Here is a 16,067-nt window from a genome sequence, read left to right as displayed (position 1 = left end):
CTTCTCGGCGAGCCGGGCAATCATTGGTTTTTGAATTCCGTGTTGCTGGTTTTCGCTCGCAATTGCGATGCCCGCGCGCTACCCAAGGCGCGTTTTGTCCCGGGCCATGACAGCCCACAATCGCACAAGGGCCTGCCATGCTGCTCGTCGACGTCTATCTCGACAAATCCCCCATCCAGGGCATTGGTGTCTTTGCCAAGAATCCCATTTCCCGCGGCACGATGATCTGGAAGCTGGATCCGAGATTCGACCGGCTCATCGAGGTCGAGACCTATGAGAGCCAGACAGGACCGGTGAAGAGCTATCTCGACCGCTATGCCTATCCGGACAGGCGAGATCCGAACTACATCGTCTTCGAGGCCGACGATGCACGCTACATGAACCACGCCGACGAGCCGAATTGCGACGTATCCTCGCCGGAGGAAAGCTTTGCGTTGCGCGACATCGCGGCCGGCGAGGAACTGACCTGCAACTACAATCATTTCTTCGCGGCGGGCTTCGACTTCCTGGGCGATCGCCACCCGTAGTCAGCTCGCCGGTTTTTTGCGCGCCGGATAGCCGTTCGGATGCGGCGGAACCGCCTTGAGATAGGCCGCGATCGCCGCGCGGTCCTCGGGCGCCAGTTCGGCCATGTTCCTCTGCACGTCGACCATGGCCCCGCCAACGGAATCGAAATCGGGCGTGAAGCCGGTTTCGAGATAGTTGGCGATATCGGCCTGCGACCAGTCGCCGATGCCGCCCTCCCCGGAGGTGATATTGGGGACGATGCCGCTGCCTTCGGCGGCTGTGGCTCCAGCCAGCCACTCGCTCTTCTTTGTCCCCCCCGCAAGGTCACGCGGTGTGTGACATTCGCCGCAATGACCCGGTCCCTCGACCAGGTAGCGACCGGCAATCACAGGACCAGGCGCGCCTTCGGGCAGGGACACAACAGGCTGCTCGCTGAGATAGAGCCGTTTCCACAAGCCGATGCCGCGACGGATGTTGAACGGGAAACTCAATGAATTGGCCGGCGCTCGGCCGGCAACCGCCGGCAGCGTCTTCAGGAAGGCATAGAGATCGGCAATGTCGGCGGGCTTCATGCGCGCGTAGGACGTATAGGGAAATGCCGGATAGAAATGCTCGCCCGACGGCGAGACACCCTTCAGCATGGCATTGGCGAGATCCTCGGCCGACCACGCGCCGATGCCGTCCTTGGGGTCTTGCGAAATGTTGGGCGGCACAAACGTGCCAAACGGAGTCTTGAGTTCAAGGCCGCCGACAAGTTCGAGCCGCTCATCGCCTTTCGAACCGGGTTTTGCATGGCAGGAGGTGCAGCCGCCGGCATAAAAAATGCGCTTGCCCCTGGCCGCGTCACCAGGCGCGAGCTTGGCCAGGGTTTCCGCATCGAGCTTCACCGGCGCCGAAAGCGTCCACGCGGCAACCGCGCCGACGCCGCCGAGCACGAGTGCGGCGCCGACAAACTTCCTCAGCCATGCCATGGCCGGCGATTAGCCTTTCTTGACCCTGTAGCCCTTGTGGCAGGTGCCGCAGTCGGAGCCGATGACGCCGATTTGCGTCTTCAGGGAATCCACGTCGGCTGGGGCCGCGGCGACCGCGGCCTTGACGTCGGCAAGATACTTGTCTTCTGTCGCCTTGAAACCGGCCATGTCTTGCCAGATCTTCGGCGCCGCCGTGGTGTCGCCCGTGTCGCTGCCCGCCGGGAACAGGACGTCGGCGTCGAATTTTTCCGCGTTCGCCTGGAGCGCCTGCAGCGCAGTCAGTACTGCGGCGGCATCAAAGGGCTCCTCACCCTTGACCACTTTCGACAGGCCGCCGACGATCTTCCCGCGTTCCTTCATCAGGGCCTGGCGGTCGAGGATCGGGTCGGCAAAGGCCGCCGAACCGGCGAACGCGAGCATAGAGATGGCGACGACAAGCTTTCTCATTCAATTAGCTCCATGATGAGGGCATTTCGGGACAGGACGTTAACGGACGTGGCGGGAGGAATATTCCCTTCCCCCGACGATTTTGCAGACCTTTGCTGTGGGATCTCGGCACAGAAAAAGAAAAGCCCCGGGGGTGCCGGGGCTTTCTGAATCTCGATCAGGCTTTCGCTTTTTCGTAGAGTTCGAGAACATGATCCCAGTTGATCAGGCTGTCGACGAAGGCCTCGAGATATTTCGGCCGGGCGTTGCGATAGTCGATGTAGTAGGAGTGCTCCCAGACATCGACGCCGAGGATCGGCGCCGCGCCATGGACGAGGGGATTCTCGCCGTTCGGCGTCTTCGAGATCGCCAGCTTGTCATCCTTGACCGAAACCCAGGCCCAGCCGGAACCGAACTGGGTCGTGCCGGCGGCGATGAAGTCGGCCTTGAATTTGTCGTAGCCACCCAGATCGCTGTCGAAAGCCTCCTGCAACGCACCCGGCAGCTTGTTGCCGCCGCCGCCCTTTTTCATCCACTTCCAGAAATGGATGTGATTGTAGTGCTGGGCGGCATTGTTGAAGAGGCCGGCATTCTTGCCGAACGACTGCTTGACCACCTCTTCTACCGACAGATCGCCAAGGCCGGCTTCGGCGGCAAGCTTATTGCCGTTGTCGACATAGGCCTTGTGGTGCTTGTCGTGGTGATATTCCAGCGTCTCTTTCGACATGTAGGGCTGCAAGGCCTCATAGTCGTAAGGCAGAGCGGGCAATTCAAAAGCCATGGAAGGTACTCCCTCAAGGAAATCCGGTGTCGATACCGGACTAAGATAGGTCTGGATTGGGTTCGGACAACTCCGAAAAGTGAAGCGCCGGGTGCTCTTTCTAAGCGGGTTCCGGAGAACTGTCACACAGTTTCCGGAAACCGGGCGCATTGCGACGAAAAGCCTGGACGGATCAGCCCGCCGACGTCGAATGCGCCCAATCCCAATAGAGCTCCCGCGCCTTCTTGGCCACCGGCCCGGGCTGCAGGCTGCGGTCCTCGATGCGCGTGATCGGAATGACCTTGGAATGGTTGCCGGTCGAAAAAATCTCATCCGCTTCGAGGAATTCACGCACCGACAGCGCCTTTTCCGTGGTCTTGAACCCGTACTCGCCAAGCAACGTCATCGTGCGCGAGCGGGTGATGCCCGACAGGAAGGTGCCGTTCGGCGCCGGCGTCAGGACGTGGCCGTCCTTGACCAGGAAGATGTTCGAGGTTCCGGTCTCGGCGACGTTGCCCAGCATGTCGAGCACCAGGGCGTTGTCGAAGCCGCGCATCTTGGCTTCGAGGATGGCGCGGCCATTGTTGGGATAGAGGCAGCCGGCCTTGGCGTTGGTCGGCATGGTTTCGATAGTCGGGCGCCGGAACGGCGAAACCGTCACGGAAAAGCCGGTCGGCGAGATCATCGGCGATTCGTAGAGGCACAGGCAGAAACGGGTCGAGGCGGGATCGGCCGGCACGCCCATATAGCCGCCGTGCTCGGCCCAATACATCGGCCTGATATAGACAGCCGTCTTGCCATCGAATTTCTTCAATCCGTCCCAGGTCAGCCCGACGATCTTCTCGGCCGTCATCGAAGGCTTGAGACCGAGCGCGATCGCCGAGGCATTCACGCGCGCGGCATGAAGGTCAAGATCGGGAGCGACACCTTCGAACCAGCGGGCGCCGTCGAACACGCTGGTGCCGAGCCACATTGCGTGGCTGCGCGGGCCCAAAACGGCGACATTGCCCTCGTACCAGTCGCCGTCGACGAAAGTCCATGTCGCGGAAAGTGCGGCAGCCGCCAGTGTCATTGCTTTGTCCCGTTCCGATCAATCTCGTGTTGCAGCATTGGATGACGCTTTGGCCGGCGTCGTCAACCAGCATCGGGGAGTTTTGTTGAGGCCACAGACGGCGCGCTGCAATCAAGACTTGCACCTTGCCCCGCCTCGCCTCAAAACTGTTGCCATGCAATACGCCGCTTATGTTTTCGACGCCTACGGCACACTGTTCGATGTTCATGCCGCCGTGCGCCGCCACGCCGACGCCATCGGACCGGACGGCCAGTTGCTGTCCGAGATCTGGCGCGCCAAGCAACTCGAATATTCCTGGGTGCGTACGTTGATGGGCGCCTATGCCGATTTTTGGCAACTCACCGAGCAGGCACTTGATTTCGCGTTGCACAAGGTGCCCTCTGCCGATCCCGGCCTCAAGGCGGTATTGCTGGATGCCTATTGGCGGCTGGACTGCTATGCGGAAGTGCCCGCCGTGCTGAAGGCGCTGAAGGCGTCCGGCGCCAAGCTGGCAATCCTGTCCAACGGTTCACCGGAAATGCTGGAGGCAGCCGTTAAATCCGCGGCGCTCGATCAGGTGCTGGACGATATCTATTCCGTCGATGCGGTACGGCGCTTCAAGACCGATCCGTCGGTCTACGACATGGTCACGACAGGCTGGCGCCTCTATCCGGGTGCGGTCTCCTTCCAGTCGTCCAACCGCTGGGACATTGCCGGCGCGACCAAGTTCGGCTTCCGCACCGTGTGGATCAACCGCTCCAACCAGCCGGAGGAGTATCGAGATTTTCCACCGGCCCTGATCCTGCCGTCGCTCGATGCCCTTGTCACAGGTGGCTAACGCATGCGGCCCAAAAGTAATCCTGGTTTTCGCTCCTGTGACCGTAGCGCCACAGTGGCGACGCGGTCACAGCTTCGCCTTTGTTTGTCCACCTTGAGGCCAGATTCGGAACCGCCTATCGCGCCCAAGTGTTGATCAGGCACCCTCGCAACGGTCGGCATATTCATGCTTTGTTGCGATTTCAGACTTAAAGAAGGCAACCATGTTCCCAGCCGAAATCGAATCCTATCGCCTGAGCCGTCGCGGCTTTCTCAATGCCGCAGCCCTGGGCGCCGCCTCGATCGCGGTTTCCGCATGCGCCACCACCGGGTCCGGGCCAGTCGAGCCACCGCCACCGGCCTATGTCGAGCCGCCGCTCGCCGACTACGTGACGATGTACGCCGCCGTCAGCGATGGCGGTTTCGAAGTGCCGGCCATTCCCGTCGACAGGATCGATCCGCAATTCCTGCGCCAGATCGTGCCCGACCCGACCGGCCAGAAGCCGGGAACCATCGTCGTCGATACGACCGGCCACTTCCTCTATCTGGTTCGTCCGGGCGGCCAGGCGATCCGCTACGGCGTCGGCCTCGGCCGCGCCGGCTTCGAATGGTCGGGCGATGCCGTCGTCCAGTGGAAACAGAAGTGGCCGAAATGGACGCCGCCGGACGAGATGATCGCCCGGCAGCCGGAACTGAGGCAATACAGCGCTGACAATGGCGGTATGCCGGGCGGGCTGAAAAACCCGCTCGGTGCACGTGCGCTCTATCTCTTCCAGGGCAACGTCGACACGCTCTACCGGCTGCACGGCTCGCCGGAATGGCGTTCGATCGGCAAGTCGGTGTCGTCGGGCTGCGTGCGCCTGATGAACCAGGACATTATAGACCTATATGATCGCGTGCCTTCGAAGACCCCGGTCATCGTGACCAGCGACGCCAGCCAGCCCATGGTGGCGACCGCGAATCACAAAGCCATCCCGATCGATGCCGGCGTGCCGGACGGATCGGTGCTGCTTGGCCCGGTGAAAGCGGTGGGCGACGCGATTTTCTGATGGGAGCGAGGGTGAATGCGGCGACTCGCCGCCTTCACCTCCACATCAGCCTATCCCTGCATGGCCGTTGCGCGATCGCGCTTCCCTATCTGCCCCTCGACAGACTCCCGAGTATCCCGCGCACGATGGCGCGGCCGACCGACGAGCCGACAGAGCGCACCACCGACTTGATCGCGGCTTCCGCCACCGTCTGGCGGTTGGACGGGCGCGGTTGAGGCGGGCGTCTGCCGCCGGGTTGCGGCGGCGGAGCATCATTGCCGAAGCCCGGAATGGTCCAGCGTGAACGGCCGGCGTCGGCCTGCTGTGCCTCGGCATCCGCCGCGTCCTTGGCCTTTTTCTGCAGCATCTCGAAAGCCGATTCGCGATCGACACCCTCATCGTACTGACCGATCACCGGGCTTTCCTGGATCAGCTTCCGCCGCTCGGCTGGGGTTATGGGCCCAAGTCGTGACGATGGCGGACGGATCAGCGTGCGCTGGACCATGGACGGGATGCCCTTGGCTTCCAGCACTGAAACCAGCGCTTCGCCGGTGCCCAGTTGCGTGATCACGGTCGCGCAATCGAAATCCGGATTCGGCCGGAACGTCTCAGCCGCGGTCCTTACCGCCTGCTGCTCGCGCGGCGTGTAGGCGCGCAGCGCATGCTGGACGCGGTTGCCGAGCTGGGCCAGGACCTTCTCAGGAATATCCAAAGGGTTCTGCGTGACGAAATAGACACCGACGCCCTTCGAGCGGATCAGGCGCACCACCTGCTCGACGCGGTCGATCAGCACCTTCGGCGCGTCGTCGAAAAGCAGATGTGCCTCGTCGAAGAAGAAGACCAGCTTCGGCTGGTCGGGGTCGCCCACTTCGGGCAGCTCCTCGAACAGTTCCGACATCAGCCAAAGCAGGAACGTCGCGTAGAGTCGCGGATTCATCATCAGCTTGTCGGCGGCCAGCACGCTGATGGCGCCGCGGCCGTCGCGGGTGGTGCGCATGATGTCGGCGATGCGCAATGCCGGCTCGCCGAAGAAGTTCGCCGCCCCCTGCTGTTCCAGCACCAGCAGCGTGCGCTGGATGGCCCCGACCGAGGGTTTCGTCACATTGCCGTAGCGGGCGCTGATCTCTTCGGCGCGCCCGGCGATATTGGCGAGCAGCGCCTGCAGGTCCTTGAGGTCGAGCAGCAGCAGGCCTTCCTCATCGGCGATGCGGAAGGCGATGTTCATGATCCCTTCCTGGGCTTCGGACAGATTCATCAACCGCGACAAGAGCAGCGGGCCCATCTCGGAGATGGTGGCGCGGATGGGGTGGCCCTGTTCGCCGAACAGATCCCAGAAGATGACGGGGAATTCCTGGAAGTCATAGGGGGCGAGCTTGACCTGCTCGGCGCGCTTGACCAGGAAATCCTGCGCCGTGCCGATCATGGCTATGCCGGAGAGATCGCCCTTGATGTCGGCGCAGAACACCGGCACGCCGGCATTGGAGAATCCCTCGGCCAATATTTGCAAGGTGACCGTCTTGCCGGTGCCGGTGGCACCGGTCACCAGGCCGTGACGGTTGCCATAGTGCAAAAGCAGGTTTTCGGGACGCTGATAGCTGTCGTCGGGCTTGCGGCTGGCGCCGATGAAAATGGTGTCGTCAGCCATATGTCCGGTCTCCGCAACTGCTGTGTATAAAACCAGCCCTTCGCCCGAAGGTATAGTGGGGGCCTTGCACAGCGACAATGGCGATCGGCGAAAATGGCCTTTTTTGGAGCTTGCGGATTTTGCCCATGTTTGGCAATCGTTCATGCTTCGTGCTCGAAGGCTGGTGTACGCTCGAGGGATCGAATTCGAGTCTTGGAAGCGCATTGCATTGCGGTATCGCACCGGGACCCGTAGACTGAAGTGCTCCAGGCTGATGCGGCCGCATAGTGACGAGGACAGTGGATGAGCGCCGGAGCCTTGACCAGGGATAACGAAGTTCCGAATGCCGACCGGCAGCGATGGCTGGCCCTGGCTGAAAAGGCGCTCGCCGGCGCATCTTTCGAGGAAAAACTGGTCTCGCACACCGATGACGGCATCCGCGTGGAACCGCTTTATGAGCGCGCGGCGGCGGCCGAGCCGATCGTGCGCGCCAACCCCGGATCGCCGTGGATCGTCAGCCAGCGCATCGACGATCCCGACATTGGTCGCGCCAAAGCCCAGGCGCTGGAGGACGTCGCGCAGGGCGCGACGGGATTGTCGCTCGTCTTCGAAGGTGCCCCGAACGCCTTCGGCTACGGCCTGCCGAGAACGGCGCAGGCGCTGGAGACGGTTCTGGACGGCATCCCGTTAAACCGCGTCCAGATCCGCATCGACGCCCACCCATGGAGCCGCCCCATGGCCGACTGGCTGGTGGCGTTCCTTGGCAAGCGCCGCTCCGACCCGGCAAAGCTCAACCTCTCCTTCGGCATCGATCCGGCGGCGATCCTGGCCGGAACCGGCCGGTTGCGCATGTCGATCGAGGCGCTGCAGGAATCCATGCCGCAATCGCTGGCACATTTCTTTTCGATGGGCGTGCCCGGTGTGCTGCTCGAGGCGGATGGGCGGGTGTTCCACAATGCCGGCGCCACAGAGGCGCAGGAGCTTGGCATCATGCTCGCTTCGGCCGTCTCCTATCTCAGGATGTTCGAGAAAGCGCGGCAACCGCTCGTCTACGCAGCGCCCCATATCGGTTTTGCGCTGAGCGCCGACCAGGATCAGTTCCTGTCGATCGCCAAGGTCAGGGCCTTGCGCAGGCTGTGGGCTCGCGTCCAGGAGGCCTGCTCGATCCCGACTTCGACGGCCAATATTCACGCCGAGACGTCGTTTCGGATGATGACGGCATTAGACCCGGAGACCAACATCCTGCGCACGACGATCGCCTGCTTCGCCGCGGCGGCGGGCGGAGCCGATTCGATCGCCATCCTGCCGCACACCGTCGCGCATGGCCTGCCGGCGCCTTTCGCACGCCGCGTGGCCCGTAACGCGCAGTTGATCATGGCCAATGAAAGCCACATCGATCAGGTCGCCGATCCCGCCTGCGGCTCCGGTGGCGTCGAAGCGCTCACTGCTGGCCTCTGCGAAGCGGCTTGGGCCGAGTTGCAGGCGATCGAGGCCGAGGGCGGCGTGCTGTCCAGCCTTCAGGAGGGACGCATACAGGAGCGCGTTCGCACCGCCGCCGCCCAGCGCGCTGCCGCCTTCCGATCCCGCGAGCGCGCCATCGTCGGCGCCACGCTCTATCCGCAGAAAACCGAGCGCGCGGTCGAGACGCTGGCCGCGGAGCGGCGACCTGCCTTCACGGAAGGCATCGTCATGTGCGAGCCGCTGTTTCCGGTCCGCATCGATCAATCGATCGGAGCCGCTTCTTGATTCCGGATTTCAGCCAGGTCGGCTGGGCGCCGCCGCGGCGGGCGCCGGTCGAGATCAAGGGCCAGCGGATGACGCCGGAAGGCCTTGCCGTCAAACATCTGTACAATCAGGGCGACCTGAAGGGGCTGCCGCATCTCGACACCTATCCGGGCATGCCGCCCTTCGTGCGCGGACCCTATCCGACCATGTATGTCCAGCAGCCGTGGACGATCCGGCAGTATGCCGGTTTCTCGACCGCGGAAGAATCCAACGCCTTCTACAGGCGCAATCTTGCCGCCGGCCAGAAAGGCTTGTCGGTCGCCTTCGATCTCGCCACGCACCGCGGCTATGACAGCGATCATCCGCGGGTGGCCGGCGATGTCGGAATGGCGGGCGTGGCCATCGATTCCATCCTCGACATGCGCCAGCTCTTCGACGGAATTCCGCTCGGCGAGATGACGGTGTCGATGACCATGAACGGCGCGGTGCTGCCGATCATGGCGCTCTACATCGTGGCGGCCGAGGAACAAGGGGTTGCGCAGAAGGATCTCGCAGGGACCATTCAGAACGACATTCTGAAGGAGTTCATGGTCCGCAACACCTATATCTATCCGCCGAAGCCCTCGATGCGGATCGTGTCGGACATCTTCTCCTACACATCCAGGCACATGCCGAAATTCAACTCGATCTCGATCTCCGGCTACCATATGCAGGAGGCCGGCGCGACGGCGGACCTGGAGCTCGCCTATACGATTGCCGACGGAATCGAATATGCCCGCGCCGGCGTCGCGGCCGGGCTCGACATCGACCGCTTCGCCCCGCGCCTGTCCTTCTTCTGGGCTGTTGGCATGAACTTCTTCATGGAAGTCGCCAAGCTCAGGGCGGCGCGGCTGCTGTGGTCAAGCCTGATGATGAAGAATTTTTCGCCGAAGGACGAGCGTTCGCTGTCCTTGCGCACCCACTGCCAGACTTCTGGCTGGTCGCTGACGGCGCAGGATCCCTACAACAACATCATCCGCACGATGATCGAGGCGATGGCCGCCACACAGGGCCATACACAATCGCTGCACACCAATTCCTTCGACGAGGCCATGGCGCTGCCGACGGATCATTCGGCCCGTATCGCCCGCAACACGCAGCTGATCCTGCAAAAGGAATCCGGCACCACGCGCATCATCGATCCGTGGGGCGGTTCGGCTTATCTCGAGAGGCTGACGCATGATCTGGCAGCGCGTGCGCTTGCCCATATCGAGGAGGTCGAGGCGCTCGGCGGCATGGCCGCGGCCACCGAGAAGGGCATTCCCAAGCTGCGCATCGAAGAGGCGGCCGCCCGCACCCAGGCGCGCATCGATTCAGGCGAGCAGGTGCTGGTCGGCGTCAACGCGCACCGGCCCGGTGCGGATATCGAAGTCGACGTCTTGAAGATCGACAATGCCGAGGTAAGAGCCCGGCAGCTATCGAAGCTGCAGCGGCTGAAGGGCACGCGCGACGTCGCGGTGCTCGAGAATGCGCTCGCAGCGCTCTCCCGCGCGGCCGAGAGCGGCGAGAACCTGCTCGAATTCGCCATCCACGCCGCGCGCGCCAATGCGACGGTCGGGGAGATTTCGCTGGCGCTGGAAAAGGTCTTTGGCCGCCACATCGCGTCGGTGCAGACGATTTCCGGCGTCTACCGCCAGGCGCTCGGCGACAATCCGGCCGTCGACCGGCTGCAGGAGAAGATCGGCGCGTTCGAAAAGAAGACCGGCGGCAAGCCGCGCATCCTGGTCGCCAAAATGGGACAGGACGGACATGACCGCGGCCAGAAGGTGATCGCCACAGCCTTTGCCGACCTCGGCTTCGACGTCACCGTCGGCGCCATGTTCCAGACGCCGGAGGAGATCGCGAAGCTCGCCCACGAGCAGGATGTGCACATTGTCGGCGCGTCGTCGCTGGCGGCGGGACATCTGACGCTGATCCCGGAACTCAGGGATGCGCTGAAGAGGCTCGGCCACAGCGACATGCTGATCGTTGCCGGCGGCGTGATCCCTCCGCAGGACTATGATGCCGTGCTGCAAGCGGGTGCGGCGGAAATCTTCCCGCCCGGTACCGTGATCCCGCAAGCAGCGGAGCGGCTGATCGACCGGCTGCTGGCGTCCTGAGTTATCGGCAACGAGTGTGTCCGGGCCTTCCTCCCATTCGTAAGTTATAATATCTGTTGCAACGGTGCGGCGGTCGAGTTATAATTGACGTTGCAACAGGAGCAATCCAGCATGAACACCACCATTCGCAAGATCGGCAATTCCGAAGGTGTGATCCTGCCCAAGGAGCTACTCGACCGCCTGAATCTCAAAGCCGGTGATCAGCTTCAGGTTCTCGAAACAGACAAGGACATCGTCCTCAAACCGGTCGACGATAGTTTCGAGCGGCAGATGGAAGCTGCTCGCAAGGTCATGGACAAGTACAAGGTCGCGCTTCAGAAGCTCGCCGAATGAACTGGGAGTTCCTGTCGCGCCGCGCGGTGGAGGCGATGCATGCCGAACAATTGCGCCGGCATGGCGGCGCACAAGGTTTGCGGGATGAAAATGCACTTGAATCGGCACTGGCCCGGGCCGAGAACAAGGCTAATTACGGCACTCCGTCGATTGCAGATCTTGCAGCAGCCTATGTCTTCGGCATTGCCAGAAATCATGCCTTTGTCGACGGCAACAAACGCACGGCTATTGTCGCCGCCGGCGCCTTCCTGATCGTCAACGGTCAGGTCCTGACGGCGGACAACGGCACGCTTTATGAATTCGTGATGGCTATCGCCGCCGGCGAGATCGATGAAGCGGGTGCCGCCGCATTTTTTCGCGACCACCTCGTGAAGACCGAGGACTGATGTTGGGGTTCAGCCGCCCGCGCTCAGCTTGACGATTTCCCATTCCTTGCCATTGACGGTGGCGACATCGCCGACCTTCTTGCCAAACAAAGCAATCGCCATTGGCGATACATGGGAAATGCTGCCTTTCGATGGATCAGCCTCGTCCTCGCCGACGATCTTCCAGTGCACCTTCTTGCCGTCGTCGGCTTCGAGCGTGGCGCCCATGCCGAAGCGGATGACGTCGCTCCCGGGCTCGGGCACCGAAAGCTCGGCACTTTCGCGCCGCGCGGTCCAATAGCGCAGGTCGCGAGATACCAGTGCGATGCGCTCGCGGTCTCCCCGCCGCTCGGCTTTGGCCAATATGTCGCGCAGATCGGCCAGATTCTCGTCGATCATTGCCAGGCCACGCTCCGTCACCAGGTTGCGGTGTTGACTGATCGGCCGTTCGCCGACGCCTGCGATGGCGTTTTCGCTGTCTTCCTCGCGGGTAAAGGCTCTGCTCATTCCTTGAACTTATGCCCGCCCTCACGACTTCACAAGTCATTGCCCTCGCCGGGGACGCAGGTGCCTGACTGGCACGAATCCTGCCACTAGATGGGCAAAAGCCAGGACCTGTGCCGATGTTGAACAGACGCAAGCTGCTTGTCCGGACAGCCGGTTTTGCCGTGTTCGGGCTTTCGCTGGGCAAGGCAGCCGCCGCGAGCTTGCCCGGCGTCGAGAAAGCCTCGATGCGCGGATCGATCAACGCCACCGAGCTTGGCGTGCAACCCGGCACCTTTGACGATCAGAGCAAGGCTTTCGCCAAGCTGCTGCGCGAGGCCAGCGATCGCGACATGCCGGTTTTCCTGCAGCCCGGCACCTATGTCGTGTCCAACCTGACGCTGCCCGGCCGGGTGCGCCTTACCGGCGTGCCTGGCGCAACGCGCATCGTCTATGGTGGCGACGGCCACCTGTTCATGGCCGAACAAGCCGATCACATCGAGCTCAGCGGCCTGGTCCTCGACGGCTCAAACCGCTCGATGGGCGACTACGCGCAAGGACTGCTCGATCTGCGCCGCGTGGCGCATCTCATCGTCGATAATTGCCAGATAACCGGCAGCGGCAAGAACGGGCTGGCGCTCGAGCACGCGGCGGGCCGGGTCGAGCGCACGGAAATATCCGGAGCGGCGGACGCCGGCATCTATTCGGTCGAGGCCGCAGGGCTGGCGATCACAGGCAACACCGTCTCCGACTGCGCCAATGGCGGCATCCTCGTGCACCGCTGGCAAGCGGCGGAGGACGGCACCATCGTCACCGGCAACCGGGTCGAACGCATCGCGGCGCGCGGCGGCGGCACTGGCCAGAACGGCAATGGCATCAATGCCTTCCGCGCCGCCAACGTGATCGTCTCCGGCAATATTGTTTCGGACTGTGCATTCTCCGCCATCCGCGCCAACAGCGCCAGCAATCTGCAAGTATCGGGCAACACTTGCATGCGTTCCGGCGAAACGGCGGTCTATTCCGAATTCTCGTTCGAGGGCGCCGTTATCAGCAACAACATCGTCGATGGTGCCGCCAACGGCATCTCGATCGTCAATTTCAACGAAGGCGGACGCATGGGTGTTTGCTCGGGCAACATCGTGCGCAACCTGTCGACATCAGGCCCCTACCCCGCCGACCCGCCGGGATTCGGCGTCGGCATCGGCGTCGAGGCCGACACCACCGTGTCCAACAACGTCATCGAGAATGCGCCGCTCTACGGCATGTCGATCGGCTGGGGACCGTATCTGCGCAACGTCGTGGCCACCGGCAACATCATCCGCAAAGCGGGCACCGGCATCGTCGTCAGCGTGGTCGACGGTGCCGGAACCGCCATCATCTCCGACAATGTCATCGACGGCGCACGCAATGGCGCCATTGTCGGGCAGCGCTGGGCCGACCCGGCCACGGGCGATCTCGCCGCGTCAGCCGACACCGGCTTTCCGCATCTGACCGTCGAGCGCAATCATGTCAGTTGAGAGCGTCCGGCTCAGGCCAGTGCCGCCGTCGGCCTGAGCGCACCGACCTTGGCGCCTATCCGGCTTTCGATGGGTGCATTCGCCATTTCGAGCAGCTTCGCCGCCAAAACCTCGTCCGCGCGCAGCAGTCGGGCGATGATTGCGGCCACCATGGATTCGGCGGCCCGGCCGGCACCATCATCGCATTTGAGTGCGATGCCGAGGCCAAGCTCGGGAAGCGCCGCGCAATGGACCCCTTCGGCGCCGCCCTTCGCAAATATTCGGCCAGGCGCCGCCTGCATCAGCGCGAGATCGGCGCGGCCTGTGCCGGCGACGAAGAACGGCTCGGCCATGCAAGCCGACAACAATCGCTTTGCCGCCCTGGCGCGCTCGGGCGCGAAGCCCCTGCCGGTCACCATGCGGGCAAAGCCAAGCGCAAAACTCCTGAGCGGCACCGCGTAGGTCGGGATCGAACAGCCGTCGGTCGCGCGCTCGTCGGCGCCGTGGCGAGCTCCCGTCACCGCCTGCATGGCATCGCGCACCATCTCCTGCAAGGCGTGATCCGCCCTGACATAGCCGTGAGGCTCGATGCCTGAATGGACGCAGGTGCAAAGAAAGCCGGAATGCTTGCCGGAGCAATTGTTGTGCAGGGCGTTCGGGGATCCGCCGGCGCGGGCGAGTGCGATCGTCGCGTCATGGCTCGACGGCCAATGCGCGCCGCATTCAAGCGCCGACCCGTCCAGCCCGGCCCTCGCGAGCATCGACCGCGCCAGTTCGACGTGGGCCGGTTCGCCCGAATGAGAGGCGCAGGCCAGCGCCAGTTCGCGGTTACCGAAGCCGTAGGCATCGGCAGCACCGCTTTCGACCAGCGGCAGCGCCTGGATCGCCTTGACCGCGGAGCGCGGAAACACCGGCCTCGATGTGTCGCCGATCTCGAGAACCGGCTTGCCATCGGCGTCGAAAACCGCGACCGCGCCTCGGTGCGCGCTCTCGACGATGGCGCCACGCAGAACTTCGATCAGAACCGGATTTGTCATGTTGCCCCCGCGGATGCGGGTCGCTTTTACCGAATCCGATCGAGAATGGAAACGTAGTTGGCGACCGCCGCGCCGCCCATGTTGAAGATGCCGCCAAGCTTGGCGTTGGGCACCTGGATGCCGCCGGCCTCACCGACGAGCTGCATGGCGCTCAGCACATGCATCGACACGCCGGTGGCGCCGATCGGATGACCCTTCGCCTTCAGGCCGCCGGACGGGTTGACCGGCAGCCGCCCGTCCTTTGCGGTCGTGCCGTCCAGCGCCAGCCTCGCGCCCTCCCCAGGCTTCGCCAGGCCCATGGCTTCATATTCGATCAATTCGGCGATGGTGAAGCAGTCATGCGTCTCGACGAAGGAGAGATCATCAAGCGTCACGCCGGCATTCCTGAGCGCCCGGCTCCAGGCCTGCTCGCAGCCTTCGAAAGTCAGGATGTCGCGCTTCGACATCGGCAGGAAATCCTGCACGTGCTCATTGGCGCGGAAGGTGACGGCGCGGCGCATCTTCAGTGCCGTCGCTGTGTCGGTGAGGACGAGAGCGGCGGCACCGTCGGAGACCAGCGAGCAGTCGGTGCGCTTCAGCGGGCCAGCGACGAAGGGGTTCTTCTCGCTCTCCTGGCGGCAGAACTCGTAGCCGAAATCCTTACGCATTTGCGCATAGGGATTGTCGACGCCGTTCTTGTGGTTCTTGGCGGCGATCATGGCAAGCGCATCCGACTGGTCGCCATAGCGCTGGAAATAGGCTTGTGCGATCTTGCCGAAGACGCCGGCAAAGCCGGCCGGTGTGTCGCCATCCTCGGGCAAATAGGAGGCTTTCAGCAGGTTCCTGCCGATCTCGGGGCCGGGCGTCGTCGTCATCTGCTCGGCGCCGACCACCAGCACGATGCGGGCGGCATTGGCATCGATGGCGCGGGCGCCTTGCCGGACAGCGGCCGAACCGGTGGCGCAGGCGTTCTCGACGCGCGTCGCCGGCTTGAAGCGCAGCCGGTCGTCGGCCTGGAGGACAAGGCTGGCGGTGAAATCCTGCGCGGAAAAGCCGGCGTTGAAATGTCCGAGCACAATCTCGTCGACGTCGTCCGGGCCAATGCCGGCATGGTCGAGCGCCTCGGTTGCCACTTTGACGATCAGGCTCTCCAATGTTTCGCCTTCAAGCTTGCCGAAGCGCGAATGCGCCCAGCCAACGATGCATGCGGTCATGGCAACCTCCATTTGCCGCGGATCCTAACACGTCATATCGCGGCCTGAGCACTCAATATTGTTCAATAATGAACCGTTTTCCAGTCCGCGGGATGAGCCAGAGCCGACAATCGG

Annotated in this window: 16 protein-coding genes; 8 read left to right on the top strand and 8 right to left on the bottom strand. The window is 63.2% G+C overall.

The features are described 5' to 3' along the window. The first annotated feature begins 137 nt into the window (after nt 1-137). A complete protein-coding gene (locus tag FJ959_RS07880; protein WP_140494748.1) occupies nt 138-527 on the top strand; it encodes an SET domain-containing protein-lysine N-methyltransferase in 390 nt (129 codons plus the stop codon). On the opposite strand, the gene FJ959_RS07875 is transcribed toward FJ959_RS07880, so the two are convergent. From FJ959_RS07875 to FJ959_RS07860, 4 genes are all read right to left on the bottom strand, one after another. Further along, on the bottom strand, nt 528-1,478 hold the full coding sequence (locus FJ959_RS07875; RefSeq protein WP_140559432.1) for a cytochrome c: 951 nt from the start codon (nt 1,476-1,478) through the stop codon (nt 528-530). It lies immediately after the preceding gene. A 9-nt stretch (nt 1,479-1,487) separates the two neighbouring features. Next, nucleotides 1,488-1,925, bottom strand: a complete 438-nt coding sequence (locus FJ959_RS07870; RefSeq protein WP_140559431.1) for a cytochrome c — start codon at nt 1,923-1,925, stop codon at nt 1,488-1,490. A 157-nt stretch (nt 1,926-2,082) separates the two neighbouring features. Next, entirely contained in the window at nt 2,083-2,685 is a 603-nt protein-coding gene (locus FJ959_RS07865) for a superoxide dismutase (protein ID WP_140629383.1), read from the bottom strand. Between the two features lie 172 nt (nt 2,686-2,857). Then, nucleotides 2,858-3,736, bottom strand: a complete 879-nt coding sequence (locus tag FJ959_RS07860; RefSeq protein WP_140494756.1) for a branched-chain amino acid aminotransferase — start codon at nt 3,734-3,736, stop codon at nt 2,858-2,860. Between the two features lie 154 nt (nt 3,737-3,890). On the opposite strand from FJ959_RS07860, the gene FJ959_RS07855 reads away from it, so the two are divergent. Together FJ959_RS07855 and FJ959_RS07850 are read left to right on the top strand one after the other, a co-directional pair. Further along, on the top strand, nt 3,891-4,553 hold the full coding sequence (locus tag FJ959_RS07855) for a haloacid dehalogenase type II (protein ID WP_140517954.1): 663 nt from the start codon (nt 3,891-3,893) through the stop codon (nt 4,551-4,553). Between the two features lie 202 nt (nt 4,554-4,755). After that, nucleotides 4,756-5,580, top strand: coding sequence for a L,D-transpeptidase (locus FJ959_RS07850; protein WP_140629382.1), 825 nt, complete (start codon nt 4,756-4,758; stop codon nt 5,578-5,580). A gap of 85 nt (nt 5,581-5,665) precedes the next feature. Here FJ959_RS07850 and FJ959_RS07845 read toward each other — a convergent pair whose 3' ends face one another. Continuing rightward, on the bottom strand, nt 5,666-7,204 hold the full coding sequence (locus tag FJ959_RS07845; protein WP_140629379.1) for a helicase HerA-like C-terminal domain-containing protein: 1,539 nt from the start codon (nt 7,202-7,204) through the stop codon (nt 5,666-5,668). 282 nt (nt 7,205-7,486) lie between these two features. Between FJ959_RS07845 and FJ959_RS07840 the strand changes: the two genes are divergently transcribed. The 4 genes from FJ959_RS07840 (at nt 7,487) to FJ959_RS07825 (ending at nt 11,765) form a co-directional block, all read left to right on the top strand. Next, nucleotides 7,487-8,929, top strand: a complete 1,443-nt coding sequence (locus tag FJ959_RS07840; protein WP_140629377.1) for a methylmalonyl-CoA mutase subunit beta — start codon at nt 7,487-7,489, stop codon at nt 8,927-8,929. Next, the gene (gene scpA / locus FJ959_RS07835; protein ID WP_140517950.1) at nt 8,926-11,046 is read left to right on the top strand and encodes a methylmalonyl-CoA mutase; all 2,121 of its coding nucleotides are present in this window, start codon (nt 8,926-8,928) and stop codon (nt 11,044-11,046) included. Before FJ959_RS07840 ends, scpA begins: the two co-directional genes overlap by 4 nt. Before the next feature lie 111 nt (nt 11,047-11,157). After that, nucleotides 11,158-11,379, top strand: coding sequence for an AbrB/MazE/SpoVT family DNA-binding domain-containing protein (locus FJ959_RS07830; protein WP_140494768.1), 222 nt, complete (start codon nt 11,158-11,160; stop codon nt 11,377-11,379). Continuing rightward, the gene (locus FJ959_RS07825; RefSeq protein WP_140559427.1) at nt 11,376-11,765 is read left to right on the top strand and encodes a type II toxin-antitoxin system death-on-curing family toxin; all 390 of its coding nucleotides are present in this window, start codon (nt 11,376-11,378) and stop codon (nt 11,763-11,765) included. Before FJ959_RS07830 ends, FJ959_RS07825 begins: the two co-directional genes overlap by 4 nt. Before the next feature lie 9 nt (nt 11,766-11,774). Here FJ959_RS07825 and greA read toward each other — a convergent pair whose 3' ends face one another. Continuing rightward, the gene (gene greA, locus FJ959_RS07820) at nt 11,775-12,251 is read right to left on the bottom strand and encodes a transcription elongation factor GreA (protein WP_140494772.1); all 477 of its coding nucleotides are present in this window, start codon (nt 12,249-12,251) and stop codon (nt 11,775-11,777) included. 116 nt (nt 12,252-12,367) lie between these two features. Between greA and FJ959_RS07815 the strand changes: the two genes are divergently transcribed. Further along, nucleotides 12,368-13,744 carry a TIGR03808 family TAT-translocated repetitive protein gene (locus tag FJ959_RS07815; protein WP_140517948.1) on the top strand — a complete coding sequence of 459 codons (1,377 nt, stop codon included), beginning with the start codon at nt 12,368-12,370 and terminating at the stop codon, nt 13,742-13,744. An 11-nt stretch (nt 13,745-13,755) separates the two neighbouring features. Here the strand turns inward: FJ959_RS07815 and FJ959_RS07810 are convergent, their stop codons facing one another. Beyond that, entirely contained in the window at nt 13,756-14,760 is a 1,005-nt protein-coding gene (locus FJ959_RS07810; RefSeq protein WP_140517947.1) for an asparaginase, read from the bottom strand. A 26-nt stretch (nt 14,761-14,786) separates the two neighbouring features. Further along, nucleotides 14,787-15,953 (bottom strand): acetyl-CoA acetyltransferase, encoded by a 1,167-nt coding sequence (locus FJ959_RS07805; RefSeq protein ID WP_140629375.1) that lies wholly within the window; start codon nt 15,951-15,953, stop codon nt 14,787-14,789. Nucleotides 15,954-16,067: the final 114 nt, after the last annotated feature.

It is taken from the genome of Mesorhizobium sp. B2-2-4 (assembly GCF_006442375.1).
In the GTDB taxonomy this organism is placed as follows: domain Bacteria; phylum Pseudomonadota; class Alphaproteobacteria; order Rhizobiales; family Rhizobiaceae; genus Mesorhizobium.
This window is presented reverse-complemented; position numbering and strand designations above follow the sequence as displayed.